The organism is Brachybacterium aquaticum (assembly GCF_014204755.1).
Lineage (GTDB): Bacteria > Actinomycetota > Actinomycetes > Actinomycetales > Dermabacteraceae > Brachybacterium > Brachybacterium aquaticum.
In genome coordinates this window covers 2,531,157-2,551,925 of the sequence record NZ_JACHLZ010000001.1, presented here as the reverse complement: position 1 = coordinate 2,551,925, position 20,769 = coordinate 2,531,157, and the positions used below count along the sequence as shown (strand labels likewise).

The following is a 20,769-nucleotide window of genomic DNA, read 5'->3' as shown; positions in this document are numbered from 1 at the left end:
GCTGCGCACCCGCTCACCGCGCTGACCGCCCGACCTCATACCCGGGCCAGGGCGACGCCCACGTTGTCCGGGCCGCCGACGGCCAGTGCCAGGTCCACGAGCGACCCGGTGAGTGCATCGAGATCCGTCTCTCCACCGGTCAGCGCCGCGGTGAGGGCCGACGGGTCGGCGACGGCGTGCAGGCCGTCGGTGGCGAGCAGCACGAGATCGCCCGCCTCGAGCCGGCGGACGAGCAGGTCCGGAGCCGTCGGCGCGCCCGCGGCGAGAGAGCGGTTCAGCACGCGCCGGTCCGGAGGGGAGGCGGCCTCCTCGGGGGAGAGCCGACCGGCTTCGAGCAGGGAGCGCAGGAGGGTGTGCTCCTGCGTGACGTGCTCGAGATGCCCTGCGCGCACGAGCACCACACGGGCGTCACCGACATGGGCGATGTGGAGGCGGTCCCCGTCCAGCACCGCGACGGTGAGGGTCGTGCCGGACCCGTCGTCCGTCGGCACCAGCGCCTCCGCGGCGGTCCAGGCCTTCTCGAGGGCGTGCAGTGGAGCGGCCGACGGGTCGGCCAGCGCGTGCTCGAGCGAGTCCGCGAAGGCCGCGAGGATCCGCTCCGCGAGGTCACCGGCTCCCCCGAAGCCGTCGGCGACGGCGAGGAGGGTGCGGCCGCCCGGCAGGGCGCGGACCAGCACCGCGTCCTCCTGCACTGTGCGCTCGAGGCCGATGTGCAGCGCCGAGGCGGTGCGGGGGACGAGGGTCGTGGTGGTCATGGTGTCCTCCAGGGGGTGCTGCCCGAGGGAGAGGGACAGGGCGTCGACGGCAGCGGCGCGGGAGAGCATGTCGGCCTCCTCCTGACGCCACCAGGAGCGCAGCTCCGACACGGCGGCGTCGGCGTCCAGATCGCACAGCACCCGGATCCGGGCGAGCCCCATCCCGATCCCGCGCAGCGCGGCGATCAGGCGGGCGCGGCCCACCTGGTCGGAGCCGTAGGAGCGGTATCCGGTCAGGGGGTCGACGCGTCGGGGCACCAGCAGCCCCGACTCGTCGTACAGCCGCAGCGCCTTGGGGCTCAGTCCGCTCCGCGCGGCCAGCTCCCCGATGCTCAGCAGGCTCTCCTCCATGCGATCCTCCGTCGTCCTCCGCCCGGTCCTCGGGCGCCGGGTCCGTCCCGGCGAGGACCAGGCTGGGCTCTTCCCCGAGGGGAGGGTCAAGCAACCCCGAGGATATTTTCTCGCCCCTCCCCGCCCCGCCGTGGTCGACTGCCCCCATGCACCTCACGATCCGCCCCCTCGACCCCGCCGACGACGCCGAGCTCGACCAGTACCTCGCCCTCGAGCAGGCGCTGGACGAGCACGCCCACGGCGGCAGTCAGGCACTCACCCGGGAGCAGCTGCGCGCCCAGCTCACCGACACCCCGTATTGGAGCACCAGGCGCTGGGTCGCGATCGCCGAATCGCTCGAGGGCGGCGAGAGCCTCGTCGGCCGCGCGTCCGTGTTCCTGCCGCAGAAGGAGAACCTCGAGACCATCTCCGTGGGCGCCTCCGTGCACCCCGCGATGCGCGGCCGCGGCATCGCGACGGCGCTGGTCGAGGAGGCACTGCTCCCCGCGATCCGCGAGTCGGGGCGCACGCTCGTGGAGGCCTACGGCGAGATCCCGGCCGACGGGGACCCCGACGACCTCGCCCAGCCCGTGAACCGTCTCGCCGCCCGGCTCGGCATCACCCGCAAGAACGTCGCCGTCTGCCGGCGCCTGCCCCTCCCGCTGGACGACGCCCTGCTGGACGCGCTCCAGGTCGAGGCCGAGGAGAAGCAGGGCGACTACCGCGTGGAGCTCTGGGACGGGGAGATCCCCGAGGAGCACCTGGCGGCCTACGGCGTGCTGCTGCGCCAGCTCGAGCTCGACGAGCCCGACGAGGACGTGGAGCACGAGGCCCCCGAGTACACGCCCGAGCGGATCCGCCTGAACGAGCAGCGGCTGCGCGAGCAGGGCATGCGCCCGATCGTCGCCGTCGCCATCGCCCCCGACGGCAGCTTCGCCGGCAACTCCGAGGTGCACGTGCACGACAACCCCGCCTCCACCCTCGGCTGGCAGGAGAACACCCTGGTCATGCCCGAGCACCGCGGGCACCGCCTCGGCCTCGCGCTCAAGGTCGCCACCCACCGCCAGCTCCGTGAGCGCGCCCCGCAGCTGACAGCGCTGGTCACCTGGAACTCGCACGTGAACCCGTGGATGATCGCCGTCAATGAGAAGCTCGGCTACCAGGTCGCCTACCGCGAGGTCGCACTCCAGGGCCGCCCCCAGCTCTGACCTCTCGACCACCGCCCCGGCGACACACCGCCCCCGCCTCGGCGGGGAGCGGACCCCCGCCCCGTATCGTCGAGCCAAGGATCCGGACGGGGGGAGCACCGTGCAGGCGAAGCACCGCAGGAAGTCGGCCGCGCGCGGCCGGCCCTCACACCAGTTCACCGTCGCGATCGCGCTGATGTCCCTGGTGATGAGCGGCGGGATGGTGACGGGCCTGGCCACCTCCGTGCTCGGCGGGGGTGCCGGCCCAGCCCCGGAGTCCGCGGTCGAGACCCTCCCCGGCGACCCCTCGAACACCACGCGCCTCGTCCACGCCGGCCGCGTCACCGGCGACATCTCCCCGAAGTCCGTGGTCGCGAGCCCCGCCGGCACCGTCATCGCGAACAACATGATGTACACCCACACCTCCACGCTGTACGACGCGACGACGCTCGAGCTCACCGCCACCGTCGCCGACACCGTGGACCTCGCCGAGTACGGGTTCCCGGATCGGGCGGGGGAGACGACCGGTGCGCCCGTCGAGGCCGTGTTCTCGCCCGACGGCGCCTACGCCTACGTCTCCCAGTACTCCCTGAAGGGCCCGGGCGCCGGCGAGACCGCGACCGACGACTGCCGGAACGGGGACGCGATCGGCAATTCCGCCGTGTACCGCCTCGACCTCGCCACGCACCAGTGGGACCAGGTCATCGAGGTGGGCCGGGTTCCGAAGTTCATCTCCCTGTCCCCGGACGGGACGGTCGCGCTGGTGTCGAACTGGTGCGACTCGACCGTGTCCGTCGTCGACCTCGCCGCCGGTGAGGAGGTGCGCCAGATCCCCGTCGACGCCGCCCCGCGCGGCTCCGTGGTGCTGCCCGACAACCGCACCGCCTACGTCACCGCGATGTATGCCGACGAGCTGTACCGGGTCGACCTCGTCACCGGCGAGAGCGAGCTCGTGCTCGAGACCGGCCGCAAGCCCCGCCACCTCGTGCTCAGCCCCGACGCGACGCGGATCTACCTCACCGAATCCGGTGCCGACCGGCTGCTCGAGCTCGACGCCGCGACCGGCGAGGTGCTGCGCGAGACCGCGACAGGCCGCGAGCCGCGCACCATGGCGATCTCCCCCGACGGCCTCGCGCTCTATGTCGTGAACTACTACGCGAACACGGTCTCCAAGTTCGATACCGCGACGATGGAGGAGATCCAGACCGTCGAGGTGGGGCAGAACCCCATCGGCATCACCTACGAGCCCACCCAGCGCCGGGTGTGGGTCGCCAACTACGCCGGCTCGATCGACGTCTTCGACGACACCGCCCCCGCAGGCGACGCGCTGACCCCGTGAGCACGCCGCGCGACCCGGTCGAGGCCGCGCTCGAGGAGGCCATCGCGCGCGGCGACTTCGACGACCTGCCCGGGGCCGGCAAGCCGCTGGACCTCCCGGACACGCACGACCCCGACTGGTGGATCAAGCAGCGCCTGGCCGGGGACGACGTGGACCGCGACGCCCTCCTGCCGCCCGTGGTGCTGCTGCGCCGCGAGTTCGAGCGCCGCGACGAGACGCTGAGCGAGCTGCAAGACGAGCAGGCCGTGCGCGACTATGCCGCCGACTTCACCGAGCGCGTCCATCAGGACCGCCGCGACAACCCCTTCCAGCACCTGCTCGCCCCGGCCTGGGACGAGGACGACGCAGTCGAGCGGTGGCGGGCCCTGCGCGCCCGGCGCGAGGCCGCGCGGCGCGCGGAGGCGCCGGCCGCTCCCCCGCCGCCCGCCCGGCCCCGTCGGCCGTGGTGGCGCTTCGGCCGACGGGCCTGACGGGCCGGCCCGCAGCTCAGCGGGCTTCCCACCCCCGCCACGCCGCCGCGACCCACTCCTCCGGGTCGACCGCCGACGGCGGGGCGCCCTGCGCCGCCAGCCACGCGCACATCGTGCGGCAGTCGTGGCGGAGGAACTCGGTGGCGTGCGGGTTCGCGATCAGGTCGATGACCTGGGGGACGTCGATGATCACGGGAGCGGGCTCGACCAGGCGCGAGTCGGCCAGGACGTTGTAGGGGGAGAGGTCGCCGTGGACCAGGCCGAGCCGGGCGAGATCGAGGACGGCGTCCCGCAGCAGGCGGGCCCAGCGTTCCGCCGTCGCGGCATCGGGGCGCGTCTCCTGCAGGCGCGGTGCGGCGACCGCCCCGTGCTCGTCGTCCGTGCCGATGAACTCCATCAGCAGCTCCGTGCCCTGGATCTGCACCGGATAGGGGACGGGCAGTCCGGCGTCCCACAGCCGTCCCAGCGTGTCGAACTCGGTGCGCGCCCACTGCCCGGCGGCGACCTGCCGGCCGAAGGCGGTGCCCTTCGCGATCGCGCGGGCCTCGCGGGTGTCCTTCCCGCGACGTCCCTCGGTGTAGGCGCTCGAGCGGTGGAAGGTGACCTGGTCGGGGTCGCGATAGCGCTTGGCGACCAGGAGCACCGCCTCGCCGGGAGCGCCGGTGAGCTGCTCCTCCGGCAGGGCGCGCTCGATCAGGAAGGCGTCGGCCTCCTTGCCGGTCTTGAGGATCCCGAGCTCGGTGTCGATCGCGCCGTCGTGCTGGACGACCCAGTCGGGGAAGGGCTGCGGGCCGCGGTCGAGGGTGTGGGCCGTCTCGGGCCAGGTGGACCAGCGCTGGTCCTCGTCGAGGTCGGGCAGGGAGAGGGACAGCATGGAGCGTGCGAAGAAGTCGTCCGAATCGAAGGACGCGGTCATGGGGGGTCTCCTGAGGGAGGGCGCCCGCTCTCAGCGGCGCGCGGGGGAGGGGAGGACGGCAGGGGTCAGCACGGTGACGCTCATCTGGTCCTCCTTCCCTCAGGGCCGGCCCATGCGGCGCGGCGACGGGGCGAGCCTATGCAGGCGCGGCCCCCGTCGCCAGCGATTATTCGGCCGGGGTCAGGACCCTGCGGGTCCCTCCGGCCACCAGCGCGGCAGCTGGGCGGCGATCCTTCTCGCGGCCGACGGAAGATCGTCCTCGTCGGAGGCGACGAAGGACGCGAACGCCGCCGCGATCCCCGCTCCGAGATAGCGCGCCGCGATGCCGTCGCCGGCGCCGGGCACCTCGATGCCGGCCGCGGTGAAGGCGTCGATCGCCAGCTGCGCCCGCTCGCGCAGCGAGTCGGTGAGCGCCGCGGTGAAGGCGTGCGCGGCGTCGGCGCCGAACAGCCTGCGGTACACCTCCCGGTGCCGGGCCAGCTCCGCGACCTGCGCATCCAGTGCGGCGCGGTAGATCTGCGAGAGCTCGGCGGGGTAGATCGCCTCGCGGATCCGCTCCTCGTCGATCGCCCCCAGATCATCGACGAGGGAGGTGAGGGCGTCGGCGATCGCGTCGTCCAGGGTCGGGAAGTGGCCGTAGAAGGTCACCCGGTGCACCTCGGCGCGGCGACACAGCTCGGCGACGGTGAGGTCGCCGAGGTCGTCCTGGGTGCGGGCCGCGTCGAGGATCGCCCCGCGGATCCGGGCGCGGGTGCGCGCCGCCCGCGGATCCGACGGGTTCCGTAGGGGACGCTGTGTCACCGGACGCTGGCCTGGCCGCCGTCGACGGGGAGCAGCTGACCGGTGATGAATCGCGAGGCCTGCGAGGCGAGGAAGACCATGACCGGGCCGAGGTCGCGGTCCGGGTCGCCGTACTTGTGGCCGAGCGCGATGGTCGCCTCGTTCATCCAGTAGTTCGCGGTGCGGCCGTCCTCGTCCAGGCGCGCGAGCGCCGCGTCGTACATCGGCGTCGCGATCGCGGGGAGGATCGCGTTCACGCGCACCCCGTCCTCGCCCCACGCCGCGGCGGCCGTGCGGGTCCAGGAGTGGACTGCGCCCTTGGAGGCCGAGTAGGCCGGGGCGATCGCCTCGGGGCGCAGGCCGGAGATCGAGCCGAAGTTGATGATCGAGCCGCCGCCGTGCGGGGCCATCAGGCGGTGCGCGGCCTGGTTGGTGAGCATCGTGCCGCGCACGTTCATCGCGAACATGAGGTCCCAGTCCTCGACGGTGACGTCCGAGGCGGTGCCGGAGCGCTGGATCGCGGCGGGGTGGGCGAGCACGTCCAGACCGCCGAGCGACTCGGCCGCCTCGTCGAAGCGGGCGTTCACGTCCGCGGCGTCGGAGACGTCGATGCGCAGGAAGTCGGCGCGGCCGGGGCCCGCGGCGGTGGCCTCGGCGGCGACCTTCTGCCCCTGCTCCACGTTGACGTCCATGCTGATCACGTCCGCGCCGGCGGCGACGTAGTTGCGCACGGTCGCGGCGCCCATGCCGCTCGCGTCGCCGGTGACGATGATGCGGTGATCGGTGAGGTCCATGAGGTTCTGCATGGGGGGGAGTCCCTTCGCTCGGTGGTGGGGCGGTCTCGGCCGCCGTCACCACTGCGCTACACCTGTAAATCTGTGGCGGTGAGCGATCGTGACCACCTCGACGAGCACCCGGTGGTCGTAGATCCGGTAGATCACCCGGTACTCGCCGCGCCGCGCCGAATGCAGCCCGGCCAGCGGGCCGACGAGCGCCTTGCCGACCCGGTGCGGATTCTCGAGGAGGGGGCCGACGAGGAACTCGTAGGCCGCGGCCGCCACCGCCTCGGGCAGCTGGTCGGTGAGGCACGGCTCGTCGAGCTCGTGACTCGCTGACACATGTTCCTCGAGAACCTCGTCCTCGACGCCGCGGACCCGCTGCGCGTCGGCCGCTTCTGGGCCGCCGCGCTCGGCGCCCGCCCCCTCACCGTCACCCCGGAGCTGTACGAGGCGCGCCTCGAACTCGGCGACGGCTGCTCCCTCGACCTCTGCATCCCGCAGGTGCCCGAGGTGACCACCTCGCCCCTGCGCCTCCACATGGACCTGCTCGGCGGGCCGCGCCAGCAGGAGATCGCCGAGCGCCTGCGCGGCCTCGGCGCCGCCGACCTCGACATCGGCCAGCAGGACGTGGCCTGGATCGTGCTCGGCGACCCCGAGCAGCTGCCCTTCTGCGTGATGGAGGAGCGCAGCGCCTACACCGGCACCGGCCCCATCGCCGCCCTGCCGCTGGACAGCGCCGACGTCGACCGCGACGCCGCCTTCTGGGCCCGCCTGACCGGCTGGACGGACGCGCCCGGCGTCGCCCCGCGCACCCTGCGCCACCCCTCCGGGCACGGACCGCTGCTCGAGCTGTGCCCCGAGCCCGCCCCGAAGCAGCCCGGGGAGAAGAACCGCGTCCACCTCGACGTGCGCCTCGAGGCGGGGGAGGACCCGGACGCGGCCGCCGCGCTCGTCGCCGAGCTCGGCGGGAGGGAGCTCGCGCACGACTGGGGAGCGCTGCCCTGGCGTGTCTACCAGGATCCCTCCGGCAACGAGTTCTGCATCCTGCCTGCGCCGTGACCGGCCGGGGCGTAGCCTCCCCCCATGTCCCGACACGATCATGAGCGCAAGGACGCGCCGCCCGCGAAGCTGGACAAGCAGGCCTACGAGAAGGAGCTCAAGCACCTGCAGTCCGAGCTCGTCGCCATGCAGCAGTGGGTGATCGAGAGCGGCGAGCGGGTCTGCCTGATCTTCGAGGGTCGCGACGCCGCCGGGAAGGGCTCGGCGATCAAGCGGATCACCCAGTACCTCAACCCCCGCCACACCCGCGTGGTCGCGCTGCCCGCGCCGACGGAGCGGGAGAAGACCCAGTGGTACTTCCAGCGCTACGTCCCGCACCTGCCCGCGGCCGGGGAGATCGTCATCTTCGACCGCTCCTGGTACAACCGTGCCGGGGTGGAGCGGGTGATGGGCTTCGCCACCGAGGTCCAGTACCACCGCTTCCTGCGCCAGGCCCCCGACTTCGAGCGGATGCTCATCGAGGACGGGATCCGGTTGATCAAGTACTGGTTCTCCGTCTCCGACGAGGAGCAGGAGGCGCGGTTCCGCTCCCGGGCCGACGACCCGATGCGCCGCTGGAAGCTCTCCCCGATGGACGTGGAGTCCATCGCCCGCTGGGAGGACTACTCCCGCGCGAAGGACGCGATGTTCGCGGCCACCGACCTGCCCGGAGCCCGCTGGGTCACGGTCGAGAGCGAGGACAAGAAGCGCTCCCGGATCAACGTCATCCACGACATCCTCCAGCGCGTCTCCTGGGAGTATGTGGAGCCCCAGAAGATCGAGATCCCCACGCGCCCGGCCGAGCGGGACACCGACTACGAGCGCCCCGACCGCAGCTCGCTCGAGTACGCCGAGGACGTCGCCTCCGCGCTCGAGCGGAAGAAGCCGGCGAAGAAGAAGCCCGCGAAGAAGTCGGCGACGAAGGGCTGACCGCCCGCGCTCACCACCGGCTCACCACCGCCTCACCGCTGTGCGGCGAGCCGCCCCGCCACGACCGTCGCGAGCACCTCGGTCTCCCGCAGCCGTGCCCCGGCCTCCCGGGCCGCGCCCTCGACCATGAGCCCGTCCGCGCCGACGGGCACGTCGTCGAACAGGGTCGCGTCCTCCACGAGGACCACGTCGGCCGCGCCCCCGACCTCCAGCGCCGCCACCCCGTCGGTCGAGGCGGCGAGGGCCTCGCGCGGCTGGAGCTGCTGACCGGGATGCCAGGCCGGCCGCTCGTCGGCGCTGCGGTGCACGGCTGCGGCCATGGCGAGCCACGGGTCCAGCGGCGCGACCGGCGCATCCGAGCCGAGCACGAGCGGCACCCCGGCGCTGACCAGGTCCCGCAGGCGGAACGCCTCGCCGCCGCGGCCCGGCCACAGCGCCTCGGTCGCATCCCGGTCGTCCAGCAGGTGCGCGGGCTGGACCGAGGCCACGACCCCGAGCGAGGCCATCGCGGTGACGTCCGCATCGGTGAGCATCTGGGCGTGCTCTATGCGGGCGGGGATCCCCACCTCGCCGATCGCGGCGAGGGCGAGCTGCGCGGCGGCGTCGCCGATCGCGTGCACCGCCGCGGTGAGGCCGCGCGCGCTCGCGTCCGCGAGGGCCTCGCGCAGCGCCTCGGGGCCGACGGACAGCACCCCGTGACCGGTGTAGCCGTGCCCGTCGGAGTAGGCCTCGCGGGTGTACGCCGAGTGGGAGCCGAGGGCGCCGTCGACGATCACCTTCAGCGGGCCCATGGTCACGAGCCCGGACCCGCCCAGCACCGTCCCCGTCGGCCCCGGCGCGGCCGCCAGCTCCGCCGGGTACACGGCGGTGCGGATCCGCATCCGCGGGGAGCGCTGCGGCCACTCCTCCCAGGGCCGGCCCCACTCCATGTCCACGAGCCCCACCACCCCGCGCTGCAGGGCCTGGCGCTGCATCATCGCGGTCCCCGCCCGGATCGCGTCGGCGACGCCGGGCAGTTCGGGCAGGCGCGGCGCGAGCGCGAACCACTCCTCCTCGGCGACCACGCCGTCGCGCGGGGGCAGGCCGAGCGCCCGCAGGGCCGACGAGTTCAGCCAGGCATGGTGGGCGTCGCCGCCGATCAGCACCGTCGGCACCGCGCCGGTCGCCTCGTCGAGCGCAGGCACCGTCGGCGGGACCGCGAGGTCCACGAGCCGGTGGCCGAAGCCGACCAGCGCCGCCTCCCCGCCGGAGGCCCACTCGCGCCGGGCCGCGAGCTCGGCGCGCACGAGCTCCAGGATCACGCCCACGCTGCCCGCCCCGCTTGTGTCGAGCCGGGCATGGGCCTGGGAGAGCTGGCCGGTGTGCACGTGCTGGTCCCAGAGCCCCGGCAGCGCGAGGGCGCCGCCGCCGTCGAGCACCTCCTCGCCCGCCTCCCGCGCGAGGGACGGGCCGATCCCGGCCAGCAGACCGTCCCGCACCCGCAGGTCCACGAGGCCCCGGCCATGAAGTCGCACCTGTCTGATCAGCACCGATCCAGCGTAGCCGGGCAGGAGCGATGACAGCTGTCATGGCGAGGTCATGATCGCGGGGACTGGGGTGGGCGCCGCCCGCACGGGAGGCTCCTTCCATGATCACCAGCGCCGCCCCCGCCCTCGAGCTCACGGGACTGACCAAGTCCTTCGGCGAGCTCACCGCCGTCGACCACCTCGACCTCACCGTCCCCCGCGGGCAGATGCTCGCGCTCCTCGGCCCCAACGGCGCCGGGAAGTCCACCACCACCGAGATGATCCTGGGGCTCGTCACCCCGGACGCCGGCACCGTCGCCGTGTGCGGCACCGCTCCCGCGCTCGCCGCCCAGGAGGGCCGCGTCGGCGCGATGCTCCAGAACGGCACCCTCCTCGAGGACGTGCCCGTGCGGCTGCTGCTGTCGCTGGTCGGCGGGGTGTGCGCCCATCCGCTCGCGATGGACGACGTCATCGAGCGGGCCGACATCTCCGCCCTGCTGCGCAAGAACACCTCCCGCCTCTCCGGCGGCGAGGCGCAGCGCGTCCGCTTCGCCCTGGCCCTGCTGCCCGACCCCGAGGTGATCCTGCTGGACGAGCCGACGGTCGCCATGGACGTCGAGACCCGCCGCCGCTTCTGGGAGCGGATGCGCGCCGTCGCCGCCGAGGGCCGCACCGTCGTCTTCGCCACCCACTACCTCGAGGAGGCCGACCAGGAGGCCGGGCGCGTGGTCGTCATGGACCGCGGCCGCATCGTCGCCGACGGCACCGGCACCGCGATCAAGGAGCGCATCGGCGGGAAGGTCCTCACCCTCTCCCTCGCCGGCGGGGACGCCGTTGATCACGATGCCGCCGAGCCGCTCGGCCGCCTCGCCGGCGTCACCGCCGTGGACCTCCTCGAGGACGGCAGGATCCGCCTGGCGAGCAGCGACTCCGACGCCACCCTGCGCGCCCTCTTTGCCACAGGCGGCCCCGCCACCACCGGCGCCGTCCGCGACATCGCCGTCGCCACCCCGAGCCTCGAGGATGCGTTCCTCCAGCTCACCGCCCACTGATCGCCCGAGACCACACGGAGTCCCCCCATCACTGCCCTGCCCGCCACCGCCCCGTCGGCCGCCCTCGCCCCCGAGGCCGTCCGCACCGTCCCCCAGAGCGTCCGCACCGCCCGCTACGCCCTCGCCACCACCCGCACCACGCTGCGCAACGGCATGTTCGTGTTCTTCACGGTCGCGCTGCCGGTGCTGATGTTCCTCATGTTCAACCAGATCTTCGGCCAGGAGCTCAGCGGCGAGGACGGCCAGAGCGTCGGCACCTTCATCATGGTGCGCATGGCCGCCTACGGCGGTCTCGGCGCCGCCCTGAACGCCGGCGCCATGATCCAGATCGAACGCGCCAACGGCTGGCTGCGCCAGCTGATGGTCGCCGGCCTCCAGCCGCGCAGCTTCGTGGTCGGCAAGCTCGCCGCCGCCATGGTCGTGGTGCTCCCGGCCCTGTTCGGCGTGTTCCTCGCCGGGATCCTGCTGGCCGGCGTCGACCTCAGCGGTCCCGAGCTGCTGCGCTCCCTGCTCGCCCTGTGGGTCGGGATGGTGCCGCTGGTGCTCATGGGTCTCGGGATCGGCCTGGCGCTCAAGCCCAGCGCCGTCGGCGCCGTGACCACCATCGGGATGATGCTGCTCGCCGTCGCCGGCGGCCTCTGGTTCCCCTACGACATGTTCCCGACCTGGCTGCAGACCGTCGCCCGGTTCCTGCCCACCTACTGGCTCGGCGAGCTCGGGACCTGGGGGATCCTCGGCGGGGACCTGCCGATGCGGGGCGTGCTCACCCTCGCGGCCTGGACGCTCGGCCTCGCGATCGCCTGCGCGATGCTGCTGCGCCGCGCCGCCCGACGTGCCTCCAGGCGCTGAGCGGGGGAGACTGTGCCCATGATCGTCGCGACGCCGCAGCGCCGGGAGGCCGAGCCGCCCGAGTACCCGCGGACCCTGCGCGGCGTCCACCGGGCCGCCCGCGACTCGGGCTCGATCGCCTTCACCGCGCCGTCGCTGCTGTTCCTGCTGTACATCATCATCCCCGCCTGGGGAGCTCTGCCGCTGTGGCAGGCGCTCGCCGTCACCGCGCTGTGCCTCCCCTACTCGGTGCTGTTCGTGTACACCATCGGTGCCCGTTCCTATCCGGTGCGCGACCGTCTCCTCTGGCTCGGCGCAAGCTGGGTCGTGGTGGCGCTGATCGGGTTGATCATCGGCGTGGACATCCTCTACATGGTGATGTTCGTGCAGGTCATGCACGCCATCCTGGTGCCGCTGCGAGGGGCCCGCGTCGTCGTGCCCCTCCTCGGCCTCGTCGTGGTCGTCATCGCCGTGCTGCACGAGCAGCCGATCGCGATCGTGCTCGCCCTCGTCGGCCTCGTGTTCGCGCTGAGCCTTGCCGAAGGGGTGGAGCGGGAGATCCTCAAGGACCGCCTCGATGCGGCCGAGCGGCGCAGCGCGAACCTCGCCGTCGCCGCTGAGCGCGAGCGCATAGGCCGGGACCTCCACGACATCCTCGGCCACTCCCTGACCACCATCACCGTCTCCGCCCAGCTCGCCCAGCGCCTGCTGGAGTCCGACCCGGACGCCGCCCGCACCCAGCTCGCCGAGATCGAGCGGATCTCCCGCCAGTCCCTCGCCGACGTGCGCACCACCGCCTCGGGCATGCAGCAGGTCCGCGCCGCCACCGAGATCGCCTCCGCCCGCAGCGTCCTGCTCGCCGCCGGCATCGAGGCCGACGTCCCCGCGGCCCTGCCCGCCTTGGACGACGAGCGCTCCGAGCTGTTCGGCTACGTGCTGCGCGAGGGCGTCACCAACGTGGTCCGCCACTCCCGCGCCACCCGCGCCACGCTGCGCGTCACGGAGGAAGAGGTGGAGGTCGCCGACGACGGCGTCGGCATCCCCGCCGGCCGCGCGCGCACGGGACTTGCCGGCCTCGAGGCCCGCGTCGCCGAGGCCGGCGGCACCCTCACCGTCGACACCGGGCCCGACGGCACCCGACTCATCGCCCGCCTCGAGGAAGGCACCCCATGACCCTGCGCATCGCTCTCGCCGACGACCAGGCCCTGCTGCGCAGCGGGCTCGCCGCCCTGCTGCGCCTGGAGAACGACCTCGAGGTCGTCGCCGAGGCCGCCACCTGCGCCGAGGCCCTCGACGCGGTCCGGGAGACGCGGCCCGACGTGCTCCTGCTCGACGTCCAGATGCCGCCCGGCGAGTCGGCCGACGGGACCGTCGGCCCCGAGGACGGCCTCGGCGTCGCCGAGCGGCTGCGCGAGGACGGCGGGCCCACCCGCATCATCGTGCTCACCACCTTCGGGCGGGCCGGATATCTGCGCCGCACCCTCGAGGCGGGGGCCGACGGGTTCATGGTCAAGGACGCGCCCGTGGAGCGGCTCGTCGACGCGATCCGCCGCGTCCACCAGGGGCTGCGGGTGGTGGACCCGGAGCTCGCCGCCCAGTCCCTCGCCGCCGGCCCCAACCCCCTGACCGCCAAGGAGACCGAGGTGCTGCGCGCCGCCTCGGCCGGCGGCACCACCACCGACATCGCCGCGCGCGTGTTCCTCTCCGAGGGCACCGTGCGCAACCACATCTCCTCCGCGATCGGGAAGCTCGGGGTCACCAACCGCGCCGAGGCCGTGAGGACCGCCTCGGACAGCGGCTGGATCTGAGGGATTCCCTCCTGACGCGCGTACCCTGCCGGGGTGGACGCGATCCAGGCACTGCTGGGCGCGCTGATCGACATCAGCGTGCCGGCCTTCGCCATCGCCTCCATGCTCTCCATGGGCCTGCGCACCCCGCTGCGCGCCTTCCGCAACCAGCTGCGCGACCGCCGCACCGTCTTCGCGGTGCTCGGCGCGAACTTCGTGGTGGTCCCGGCGGTGGGCACCCTGCTCATCTGGATCCTGAACGGCCTGCTCCCGCACCAGATCGGGGAGGGCTTCATCATCGCGCTGTGCGCGGCGGGCGCCCCCTTCGTGCTGCAGCTCGGCGCGATGGCCCGCATCCCCTACGGCGAGACCGCCGGGCCCATGGCCGTGCTGCTGCTCGGCTCGATCGTGTTCATGCCGCTCGTGGTGCCCTTCCTGCTCCAGGACATCTCCGTGCACGGCTGGGCCGTCGCCCGCCTGCTGCTGGGCACCATGCTCGCCCCGATGATCGCCGGGATCGTGATCGCCGCCGTGTTCCCGAGCCGGTCCGACCAGCTCGCGAGGATCGCCGGCTCCGTCGCCGCGGTCTCCGCCGTGCTCATGTTCCTCTCCGGCTTCGGCGCGAACTCCGGCCTGGTCCTCGAGCTGATCCTCTCCCCGGTGCTGCTGGTCCCGGTGGGGCTCGTGGCCCTCTCCTTCGTCACCGGCCGCGTCGCCGGCGACCTCGCCGGGGACACCCTCACCGTCCCCGACGGCCCCGCCATCCTCACCTCTCAGCGCAACATCGCCGCCGCGCTGCTCGTAGCCCGCACCGGCGCGGACTCCAGCGCCGACACCGGCTCGATCGTCGTCGCGATCCTGCTGCTGAGCGCGGTGGGCTTCGCGATGCTCGTGCCCTACGCGCTGGCGACCGGCGTGGTCCGGCGGAAGCGGGCGGGGGAGAGCACCTCCCTCGGCGTGCTGCTCGGCGTGGTGGGGCCGAAGAGCGACTGAGCCTGAGCCTGAGCCTGAGCCTGAGCCTGAGCCCGGGACCGACGTCCGCTCACTCACACTCCGCCCCTGCCCCCTCCCTCCCGCGCAGGCCTCGCCCTACCCTGCTGTGGTGTCTGCCCTCCTGCGCATCGTGCGCTTCACCCGCGCCCTCGCCCCGCTGTACTCCGCGGTCATCCTCTGCTCGGTCCTGACCTCCGCCGCATCCCTGGCGGTGCCCTTCCTCATCGGCCACGCGACCGACACCGTCGCCGGCGCCGTCGGCGGGCAGACCGCCACCGGTGCCGCCGTGCGCACCGTCGTCCTCATCGCCGCCGCCGTGCTCCTCGCCGAGCTCGCGCAGACCGTGGTCTCCAACATCGGCGGCTGGTTCGGCGACGTGATGAGCAACCGCATGCGCACGATCCTCTCGGTGCGCTACTACGAGAAGCTGCTCCACCTGCCCCAGCGCTGGTTCGACGGCGAGATCACCGGCACGATCGTGGCGCGGCTGAACCGCTCGATCACCGAGATCACCAACTTCGCGAAGACCATGTCCAACTCCTTCGCGTCGATGCTCATCACCACCGTCGCCGTCCTCGCCATCAGCGCCTGGTACGCGTGGCCGCTCGCGCTGCTGCTGCTCATCGTGTTCCCCGTCTACGTGTGGCTGACCTCGCTGACCTCGGTGAAGTGGCAGAAGCTCGAGGGGGAGAAGAACGAGCAGGTCGACATCGCCTCCGGCCGCTTCGCCGAGGTGATCGGGCAGATCCGCGTGGTGAAGTCCTTCGTGCGCGAGCGCGGCGAGCTCGCCGACTTCTCCCGCCGCTTCGCCTCCACCGACGCCACCACCCGCGCCCAGTCCACCCACTGGCACAGGATGGACGTGATCCGTCGGGCGTTCCTCAACGTCATCTTCTTCGGCATCTACGTGATCATCTTCGTGCGCACCGTGCAGGGCGCCTTCACCCTCGGTGAGATGGTGCTGCTCGTGCAGCTGATGGGCATGGCCAAGGCCCCGGTGCAGTCCATGAGCTGGGTCATCGACTCCGCCCAGCGCGCGATCGCCGGGTCCAAGGACTACTTCCGCGTCATGGAGACCGAGGTCGACCCGCGCACCGCGGCGATGCTCGCCCGGCGCGGCACGGGTGCGGAGGCCGAGGTGATCAGCGCCGCCGGCGGGACCGGCACGGCAGATCGTGAGATCACGGCCGACGGGGGCACGGCGGGCGAGCGCGCCCCCGAGGCCCCGTCGGCCGCCGTCGCCACGATCGACCCGGTCCCCGGCGCGCCCGTGGTCGCCTTCCGCGACGTGTCCTTCGCCTACGAGGACGGGGAGGACGTGCTGCACGGCATCGACTTCACCATCGACCGCGGCGAGAAGGTCGCGCTCGTGGGCGAGTCCGGCGGCGGCAAGTCCACGATCGTGAACCTGCTGCTGGGGCTCTACGAGCCGCGCTCGGGCGCGGTCGAAGTGGTGGGCCGCTCCAACGCGGACCTGCCGCTGGACGAGCTGCGCTCCCGCATCGGCGTCGTCTTCCAGGACGCCTCCCTGTTCTCCGGCACCATCCGCGAGAACATCGCCTACGGCCGGCCGGGCGCGAGCGACGAGGAGGTCCTGGACGCGGCACGGCGCGCCAACGCGGAGACCTTCGTGCGCCGCTTCCCCGACGGCTTCGACCAGGTGATCGGCGAGCGGGGCCTGAAGCTGTCCGGAGGTCAGCGCCAGCGCATCGCGGTGGCCCGCGCGATTCTCAAGGACGCCCCGGTGCTGGTGCTGGACGAGGCGACCTCCGCCCTGGACACCAAGGCCGAGATCCAGGTGCAGAAGGGCCTGGACGAGCTGATGACCGGGCGGACCTCGCTGATCATCGCCCACCGACTCTCCACGATCGCGGGCGTGGACCGCATCGTCACCCTGCGCGACGGGCACGTGGACGAGATCGGCTCCCCGGCCGAGCTCGCCGCGAGCGGCGGCATCTACGCCCAGCTGCTGTCCCTGCAGAACTCCGGCGACAAGAAGCGCCTGGCGAAGTACGACATCACCGGCTGAATCACCGGCTGAGCCTCACCGCAGCAGCCGCGGCACCACCCGCACCAGCACCACCATCCCCACCAGCTCGACCAGGGTCTGGGTGACCACGGCCGCGGGGACCAGGGAGCCCGGTGCCGCGAGCGCGAGCGGCAGCACCACGAGCGAGTTGCGGGTGGCGCCGGAGAAGGTGACGGCGCGGGCGGCAGGCGTGTCCAGGCGCGCCGCCCGCGCGACGAGCACCCCCATGGCGACGGCGAGCACGAGGTATCCGGCATAGAGCGGGACGAGCGCGAGCAGGGCACTGCCCGCACCGAGCACCCGCGGGGTCTGCGAGGCGACCACGAGCGCCAGCGCCAGCATCATGAGCGGCACCATCGCGGGGGACAGGTCCCGCCGCGGTGCGAGGCGCTGCAGCAGCGCCGCGGCACCGAGCGGCAGCAGCACCAGCAGGACCAGGGCGCGCAGGAAGGGACCCGCCTCGATCATCCCGGTCGCCGTGCCGCCGCCGAGCAGCGGCACCAGCACCGGCAGGGCGAGCAGCTGGGCCAGCATGAGCAGCGGGGTCGCGGCCAGCAGCTTCTCGTGGGCGCCGCGGGCGAGCGCCGTGAACACCACGACGTAGTCGATGCACGGCGCCAGCAGCACCAGCAGCGCCCCGAGCAGCAGCTCGGGGGAGCCGGTGAGGGGCCGGGTCACGGCCCACACGATCACGGGCACCACGAGGAGGTTCAGCGCGAGCAGGGCGAGCAGGAAGCGTCCGTCGCGCAGCGCCCCGCGCAGATGCGTGAGGGGGATGCCGTGGAAGGTGATCAGCAGCAGCGCCGCGATCGCGGGCTCCACTGCGACCTCGAGCACCGGCCCGGCGCCCGGCGCCGTCGCCGCGAGCACGGCCCCCAGCACCGCCCCCGCGAGGATCGCGAGCAGGTAGAGCGGGACCTGGCGCCGTTCGAGCATCTGCTGCAGACGGCCGGAGGTCATGGCGGGAACTGTAGCCGGGTGCCCCCACCCAGCGAGTCGTCGGGACCGGGCGCTACGATGGCTCCGATCACACGCTCGGGGGCGACAAGGAGCTCACTCATGGGATTCATCCAGGCATTCAAGGGCGCTGTCGGCGGGATGCTCGCCGATCAGTGGAAGGACTTCCTCACCGTCCCGAACGGCCTGCCGCAGACGGCAGCGCTGTTCCCGGCGGTCCCGCAGGGCACCAACGCCGGGCGCGGCTCGAACACCCGCGGCTCGGAGAACGTCATCACCAACGGCTCCAAGATCCTCGTGCCCCAGGGGTACGGGCTGATCAGCGTGGTGGACGGCCGCGCGACGGGCCTGATCACCGAGGCCGGCGGCTACGAGTTCAACGACTCGAGCCCGGACTCCCGCTCCGTCTTCGCCGGGGACGACCTGCTCGCCTCCACCATCGGCACCTCCTGGGAGCGGTTCAAGTACGGCGGCCGCCCCACCTCGCAGCAGCTCGCCTTCTACGTGAGCCTCAAGGAGATCCCGGACAACCGCTTCGGCACCCAGTCGGAGATCTACTGGGACGACGCGTACCTCAACGCCCAGGTCGGCGCGGTCACCCGCGGCTCGTACACGCTGCGGATCATCGACCCGCTCCTGTTCGTGCACAACTTCGTGCCCGCCTCGTTCATCTCCGCGAACGCGCCGGTGTTCGACTTCTCCGACCCGGACAACGCCGCCGGGAACCAGATGTTCCAGGAGGTCGTCGGCTCCCTCGCCCAGGCGTTCTCCCGCTACACCAACGATCCCGACAAGGGCAATCGCATCTCCCGCATCCAGGGCGACTCCGTGGGCTTCGCCCAGTCGCTCTCCGCGGCGGTCGAGGAGAACTACCGCTGGTCCAGCGACCGCGGCCTCGCGATCGTGAAGACCGCGATCGTCTCGATCGAGTACGACCAGCGCACCCGCGAGCTGCTCGCGGACGTGCAGAAGGCCGATGCCCTCTCCGGCGCCCGCTCGCAGTCCTTCCTCAATCAGGCCACCGCCCGCGGTGTCCAGGCGGCGGGGGAGACCGGCGGCGGCGCGGGCCTGGCGATGTTCGGCGCGGGCGCCGGCGCCGCGGGCGGGCTCGTGAATCCCGTCCAGCCCTGGGCCCCGCCCGGGCAGCAGGGCGCGCCCCAGCAGCAGGGCGCCCCGGCGCAGGGCGAGCAGGCGCAGGCCGCTCCCGCGCGGGAGGATCCGGTCGCCAAGCTCGCCCAGTACAAGCAGATGCTGGACCAGGGCCTGATCAGCGAAGAGGACTACGAGGCCGCCAAGAAGGCCGCGCTGGGCCTCTGAGCACCCCTCGATGACGCAGCCGCCGCAGGACCCGCAGTGGGCACGCCCGGGACAGCACCCGGGGGTGCCCTCCGGCGCGCCCGCGCCCGGGCCTGCGGGACCGCCGGACCCCACGGGCGCGCCGAGCAGCGCCCCGCCGCCCATGCCCCAGTGGCCGGGCGGCCAGCAGGGCGGGCAGGCCCCGTCGGCCGACGGGCCCTCGCAGATGCTCGGCGACGAGGCGCTGGCCGATGCCGCCGAGGCGGCGCTCGGGCACTCGACCGACCGCATCATCGACACCAGCACCGGCCGCGCGGACGGTCTGGACAAGTGCCCCCGCTGCGGCAGCACGGACATCCACTACTCGCTGTCCGCCAAGGCGCTGGTGTGCTCGTACTGCCGGCACACCTGGAACGAGGCGAATCTCGAGCAGACCTACGGGCTGGACTCCTCGATCGCGGACCTGCGCGGGCACACCATGGCCTCGGGCACCGCGAACGTCCGCGAGGACCTCACCACCGTCACCATCAAGTGCCAGGGCTGCGGCGCCGAGGTCGTCATCAACGTCTCCGAGCAGCTCCAGGCCCGTTGCCACTGGTGCCGCCAGACCCTCTCGATCAACTCGCAGATCCCCAACGGCGCGGTGCCGGACGCGGTGCTGCCCTTCCAGCTCACGCGCGAGGAGGCGGTCGCCCGGATCGACGAGTTCGCCGGGAAGCGCAAGGCCTTCGCCCACGGCCGCTTCAAGGCCGAGTTCGTGCCCGACAACGTCATGGGCGTGTACATCCCGTACCTGGTCGTGGACGGGAACATGCACGCGGTGCTGCGCGGCACCGGCGAGGTCACCACCCGCCAGTACACGGTCTCGCGCAAGGTCGGGGACCGCACCGTCCACGAGACCTACTACGACGCGGACGTCTACTCGGTCCAGCGCGCCTTCGACCTGCTGGTGGACGACCTGGCCGTCGAGTCCGCGAGCCGCTTCGACTCGGACGACAACCGCCTGGCCACCAACAACGTCCTGGACGCCGTCCAGCCCTATGACGTCGAGAACGCGGTCGCCTACAACCCCAACTACCTCAAGGGCTTCACCTCCGAACGGCGCGACCTGAACATCCGCGACGTCGACGCGGACGTGGAGGAGCGGTTCCTCGCGATCGCGCGGGCGAAGGCCGTGCCCACCGTCAGCCGCTACGACCGCGGGGTGCGCTGGGAGGAGGAGGGGGTGGCCGTGCACGGCACCCGTTGGGTGTCGGTCTACGTGCCCGTGTGGCTGTACAGCTACGCCGACTCGGCCCGGACCGCCGGCTCGCTCGTGCACTACATCGCCGTCAACGCTCGCACCGGCACCACGATGGGCTCCGTGCCCGTCTCCCACCCGAAGATCTTCGCGCTCGCCTGCGCCGCCGGCTCTGTGGCCGCGGTGCTCGCCGGGATCGTCGGCTTCGGCATGTACTTCACCTGAGGGGGAGAGATGATCACACTGCTGGCCGACCTGGCCGCGGACCCGGGCGTCACCACCCTGCTGGCCGGGAGCAGCGACGACGGCATCGCCGGGATCGCCTTCCCCTTCCTCGCCGGGCCCGCCGTGTTCGCCGCGGTGTACGGCGGGATCTACCGCTACTACCGCAACACCGACAAGCGCCACCAGTTCGAGAAGCAGACCGACGTGAAGGTCGGCAACCTCAAGGCCCAGGACCGCAAGCGCGGCTCCAACAACCGCCAGAAGAGCCGGTCGATGAACGGACGCAACAGCACCGACCACCTCCAGCGCGTCCGCCGTATCAGGGTCGACTGA

21 protein-coding genes are annotated in these 20,769 nt (G+C 72.8%); 14 read left to right on the top strand and 7 right to left on the bottom strand.

The genetic code is table 11. The features are described 5' to 3' along the window. Nucleotides 1-35: 35 nt before the first annotated feature. Entirely contained in the window at nt 36-1,106 is a 1,071-nt protein-coding gene (locus HNR70_RS11410; protein WP_184325772.1) for a MerR family transcriptional regulator, read from the bottom strand. A gap of 146 nt (nt 1,107-1,252) precedes the next feature. Here HNR70_RS11410 and HNR70_RS11405 point away from each other — a divergent pair, with 146 nt between their 5' ends. From HNR70_RS11405 to HNR70_RS11395, 3 genes are all read left to right on the top strand, one after another. Next, nucleotides 1,253-2,293 (top strand): GNAT family N-acetyltransferase, encoded by a 1,041-nt coding sequence (locus HNR70_RS11405; RefSeq protein ID WP_184325771.1) that lies wholly within the window; start codon nt 1,253-1,255, stop codon nt 2,291-2,293. A 100-nt stretch (nt 2,294-2,393) separates the two neighbouring features. Continuing rightward, nucleotides 2,394-3,611, top strand: a complete 1,218-nt coding sequence (locus HNR70_RS16385) for a YncE family protein (RefSeq protein ID WP_184325770.1) — start codon at nt 2,394-2,396, stop codon at nt 3,609-3,611. Then, on the top strand, nt 3,608-4,081 hold the full coding sequence (locus HNR70_RS11395; protein ID WP_184325769.1) for a DnaJ family domain-containing protein: 474 nt from the start codon (nt 3,608-3,610) through the stop codon (nt 4,079-4,081). Before HNR70_RS16385 ends, HNR70_RS11395 begins: the two co-directional genes overlap by 4 nt. A gap of 16 nt (nt 4,082-4,097) precedes the next feature. Here HNR70_RS11395 and HNR70_RS11390 read toward each other — a convergent pair whose 3' ends face one another. From HNR70_RS11390 to HNR70_RS11375, 4 genes are all read right to left on the bottom strand, one after another. After that, nucleotides 4,098-4,997 carry a serine protein kinase RIO gene (locus HNR70_RS11390; protein WP_184325768.1) on the bottom strand — a complete coding sequence of 300 codons (900 nt, stop codon included), beginning with the start codon at nt 4,995-4,997 and terminating at the stop codon, nt 4,098-4,100. Between the two features lie 180 nt (nt 4,998-5,177). Beyond that, nucleotides 5,178-5,798 carry a TetR/AcrR family transcriptional regulator gene (locus HNR70_RS11385; protein WP_184325767.1) on the bottom strand — a complete coding sequence of 207 codons (621 nt, stop codon included), beginning with the start codon at nt 5,796-5,798 and terminating at the stop codon, nt 5,178-5,180. Then, complete coding sequence (locus tag HNR70_RS11380; protein WP_221421127.1) at nt 5,795-6,583, bottom strand: SDR family NAD(P)-dependent oxidoreductase; 789 nt, start codon at nt 6,581-6,583, stop codon at nt 5,795-5,797. Before HNR70_RS11380 ends, HNR70_RS11385 begins: the two co-directional genes overlap by 4 nt. Before the next feature lie 45 nt (nt 6,584-6,628). Further along, a complete protein-coding gene (locus HNR70_RS11375; RefSeq protein WP_184325766.1) occupies nt 6,629-6,895 on the bottom strand; it encodes a type II toxin-antitoxin system RelE family toxin in 267 nt (88 codons plus the stop codon). Here HNR70_RS11375 and HNR70_RS11370 point away from each other — a divergent pair, their 5' ends adjacent. Both HNR70_RS11370 and ppk2 read left to right on the top strand, forming a co-directional pair. Then, complete coding sequence (locus HNR70_RS11370) at nt 6,896-7,615, top strand: VOC family protein (protein WP_184325765.1); 720 nt, start codon at nt 6,896-6,898, stop codon at nt 7,613-7,615. It abuts the gene before it with no gap. A gap of 24 nt (nt 7,616-7,639) precedes the next feature. Continuing rightward, entirely contained in the window at nt 7,640-8,524 is an 885-nt protein-coding gene (ppk2, locus tag HNR70_RS11365) for a polyphosphate kinase 2 (RefSeq protein ID WP_184325764.1), read from the top strand. Nucleotides 8,525-8,556: 32 nt separating this feature from the next. Here ppk2 and HNR70_RS11360 read toward each other — a convergent pair whose 3' ends face one another. Beyond that, on the bottom strand, nt 8,557-10,053 hold the full coding sequence (locus HNR70_RS11360; protein WP_312857644.1) for an amidohydrolase: 1,497 nt from the start codon (nt 10,051-10,053) through the stop codon (nt 8,557-8,559). 98 nt (nt 10,054-10,151) lie between these two features. On the opposite strand from HNR70_RS11360, the gene HNR70_RS11355 reads away from it, so the two are divergent. The 6 genes from HNR70_RS11355 (at nt 10,152) to HNR70_RS11330 (ending at nt 16,718) form a co-directional block, all read left to right on the top strand. Further along, complete coding sequence (locus HNR70_RS11355) at nt 10,152-11,081, top strand: ABC transporter ATP-binding protein (protein WP_184325763.1); 930 nt, start codon at nt 10,152-10,154, stop codon at nt 11,079-11,081. A gap of 27 nt (nt 11,082-11,108) precedes the next feature. Next, nucleotides 11,109-11,930 (top strand): ABC transporter permease, encoded by an 822-nt coding sequence (locus HNR70_RS11350; RefSeq protein WP_312857711.1) that lies wholly within the window; start codon nt 11,109-11,111, stop codon nt 11,928-11,930. Between the two features lie 18 nt (nt 11,931-11,948). Further along, nucleotides 11,949-13,082, top strand: coding sequence for a sensor histidine kinase (locus tag HNR70_RS11345; protein WP_184325761.1), 1,134 nt, complete (start codon nt 11,949-11,951; stop codon nt 13,080-13,082). Continuing rightward, a complete protein-coding gene (locus HNR70_RS11340; RefSeq protein WP_184325760.1) occupies nt 13,079-13,717 on the top strand; it encodes a response regulator transcription factor in 639 nt (212 codons plus the stop codon). Before HNR70_RS11345 ends, HNR70_RS11340 begins: the two co-directional genes overlap by 4 nt. A gap of 33 nt (nt 13,718-13,750) precedes the next feature. Further along, the gene (locus HNR70_RS11335) at nt 13,751-14,689 is read left to right on the top strand and encodes a bile acid:sodium symporter family protein (protein ID WP_184325759.1); all 939 of its coding nucleotides are present in this window, start codon (nt 13,751-13,753) and stop codon (nt 14,687-14,689) included. Between the two features lie 109 nt (nt 14,690-14,798). Next, nucleotides 14,799-16,718: an ABC transporter ATP-binding protein gene (locus HNR70_RS11330; protein ID WP_184325758.1), complete on the top strand. Its 1,920-nt coding sequence runs from the start codon at nt 14,799-14,801 to the stop codon at nt 16,716-16,718. 15 nt (nt 16,719-16,733) lie between these two features. Here the strand turns inward: HNR70_RS11330 and HNR70_RS11325 are convergent, their stop codons facing one another. Next, nucleotides 16,734-17,678, bottom strand: coding sequence for a bile acid:sodium symporter family protein (locus HNR70_RS11325; protein WP_184325757.1), 945 nt, complete (start codon nt 17,676-17,678; stop codon nt 16,734-16,736). 99 nt (nt 17,679-17,777) lie between these two features. On the opposite strand from HNR70_RS11325, the gene HNR70_RS11320 reads away from it, so the two are divergent. The 3 genes from HNR70_RS11320 to HNR70_RS11310 all read left to right on the top strand — a co-directional run bounded on the left by HNR70_RS11320 (nt 17,778) and on the right by HNR70_RS11310 (nt 20,769). Next, complete coding sequence (locus HNR70_RS11320; RefSeq protein WP_184325756.1) at nt 17,778-18,992, top strand: SPFH domain-containing protein; 1,215 nt, start codon at nt 17,778-17,780, stop codon at nt 18,990-18,992. Nucleotides 18,993-19,134: 142 nt separating this feature from the next. After that, nucleotides 19,135-20,436, top strand: a complete 1,302-nt coding sequence (locus tag HNR70_RS11315; protein WP_246375204.1) for a TFIIB-type zinc ribbon-containing protein — start codon at nt 19,135-19,137, stop codon at nt 20,434-20,436. A gap of 9 nt (nt 20,437-20,445) precedes the next feature. Beyond that, entirely contained in the window at nt 20,446-20,769 is a 324-nt protein-coding gene (locus HNR70_RS11310) for a hypothetical protein (protein WP_184325755.1), read from the top strand.

Coding starts and splice junctions, on each gene's coding strand:
- HNR70_RS11410 (WP_184325772.1), bottom strand. CDS start 1,106: ATGGAGGAGAGCCTGCTGAGCATCGGGGAGCTGGCCGCGCGGAGCGGA.
- HNR70_RS11405 (WP_184325771.1), top strand. CDS start 1,253: ATGCACCTCACGATCCGCCCCCTCGACCCCGCCGACGACGCCGAGCTC.
- HNR70_RS11390 (WP_184325768.1), bottom strand. CDS start 4,997: ATGACCGCGTCCTTCGATTCGGACGACTTCTTCGCACGCTCCATGCTG.
- HNR70_RS11380 (WP_221421127.1), bottom strand. CDS start 6,583: ATGCAGAACCTCATGGACCTCACCGATCACCGCATCATCGTCACCGGC.
- HNR70_RS11370 (WP_184325765.1), top strand. CDS start 6,896: ATGTTCCTCGAGAACCTCGTCCTCGACGCCGCGGACCCGCTGCGCGTC.
- ppk2 (WP_184325764.1), top strand. CDS start 7,640: ATGTCCCGACACGATCATGAGCGCAAGGACGCGCCGCCCGCGAAGCTG.
- HNR70_RS11355 (WP_184325763.1), top strand. CDS start 10,152: ATGATCACCAGCGCCGCCCCCGCCCTCGAGCTCACGGGACTGACCAAG.
- HNR70_RS11345 (WP_184325761.1), top strand. CDS start 11,949: ATGATCGTCGCGACGCCGCAGCGCCGGGAGGCCGAGCCGCCCGAGTAC.
- HNR70_RS11340 (WP_184325760.1), top strand. CDS start 13,079: ATGACCCTGCGCATCGCTCTCGCCGACGACCAGGCCCTGCTGCGCAGC.
- HNR70_RS11325 (WP_184325757.1), bottom strand. CDS start 17,678: ATGACCTCCGGCCGTCTGCAGCAGATGCTCGAACGGCGCCAGGTCCCG.
- HNR70_RS11320 (WP_184325756.1), top strand. CDS start 17,778: ATGGGATTCATCCAGGCATTCAAGGGCGCTGTCGGCGGGATGCTCGCC.
- HNR70_RS11315 (WP_246375204.1), top strand. CDS start 19,135: ATGCCCCAGTGGCCGGGCGGCCAGCAGGGCGGGCAGGCCCCGTCGGCC.
- HNR70_RS11310 (WP_184325755.1), top strand. CDS start 20,446: ATGATCACACTGCTGGCCGACCTGGCCGCGGACCCGGGCGTCACCACC.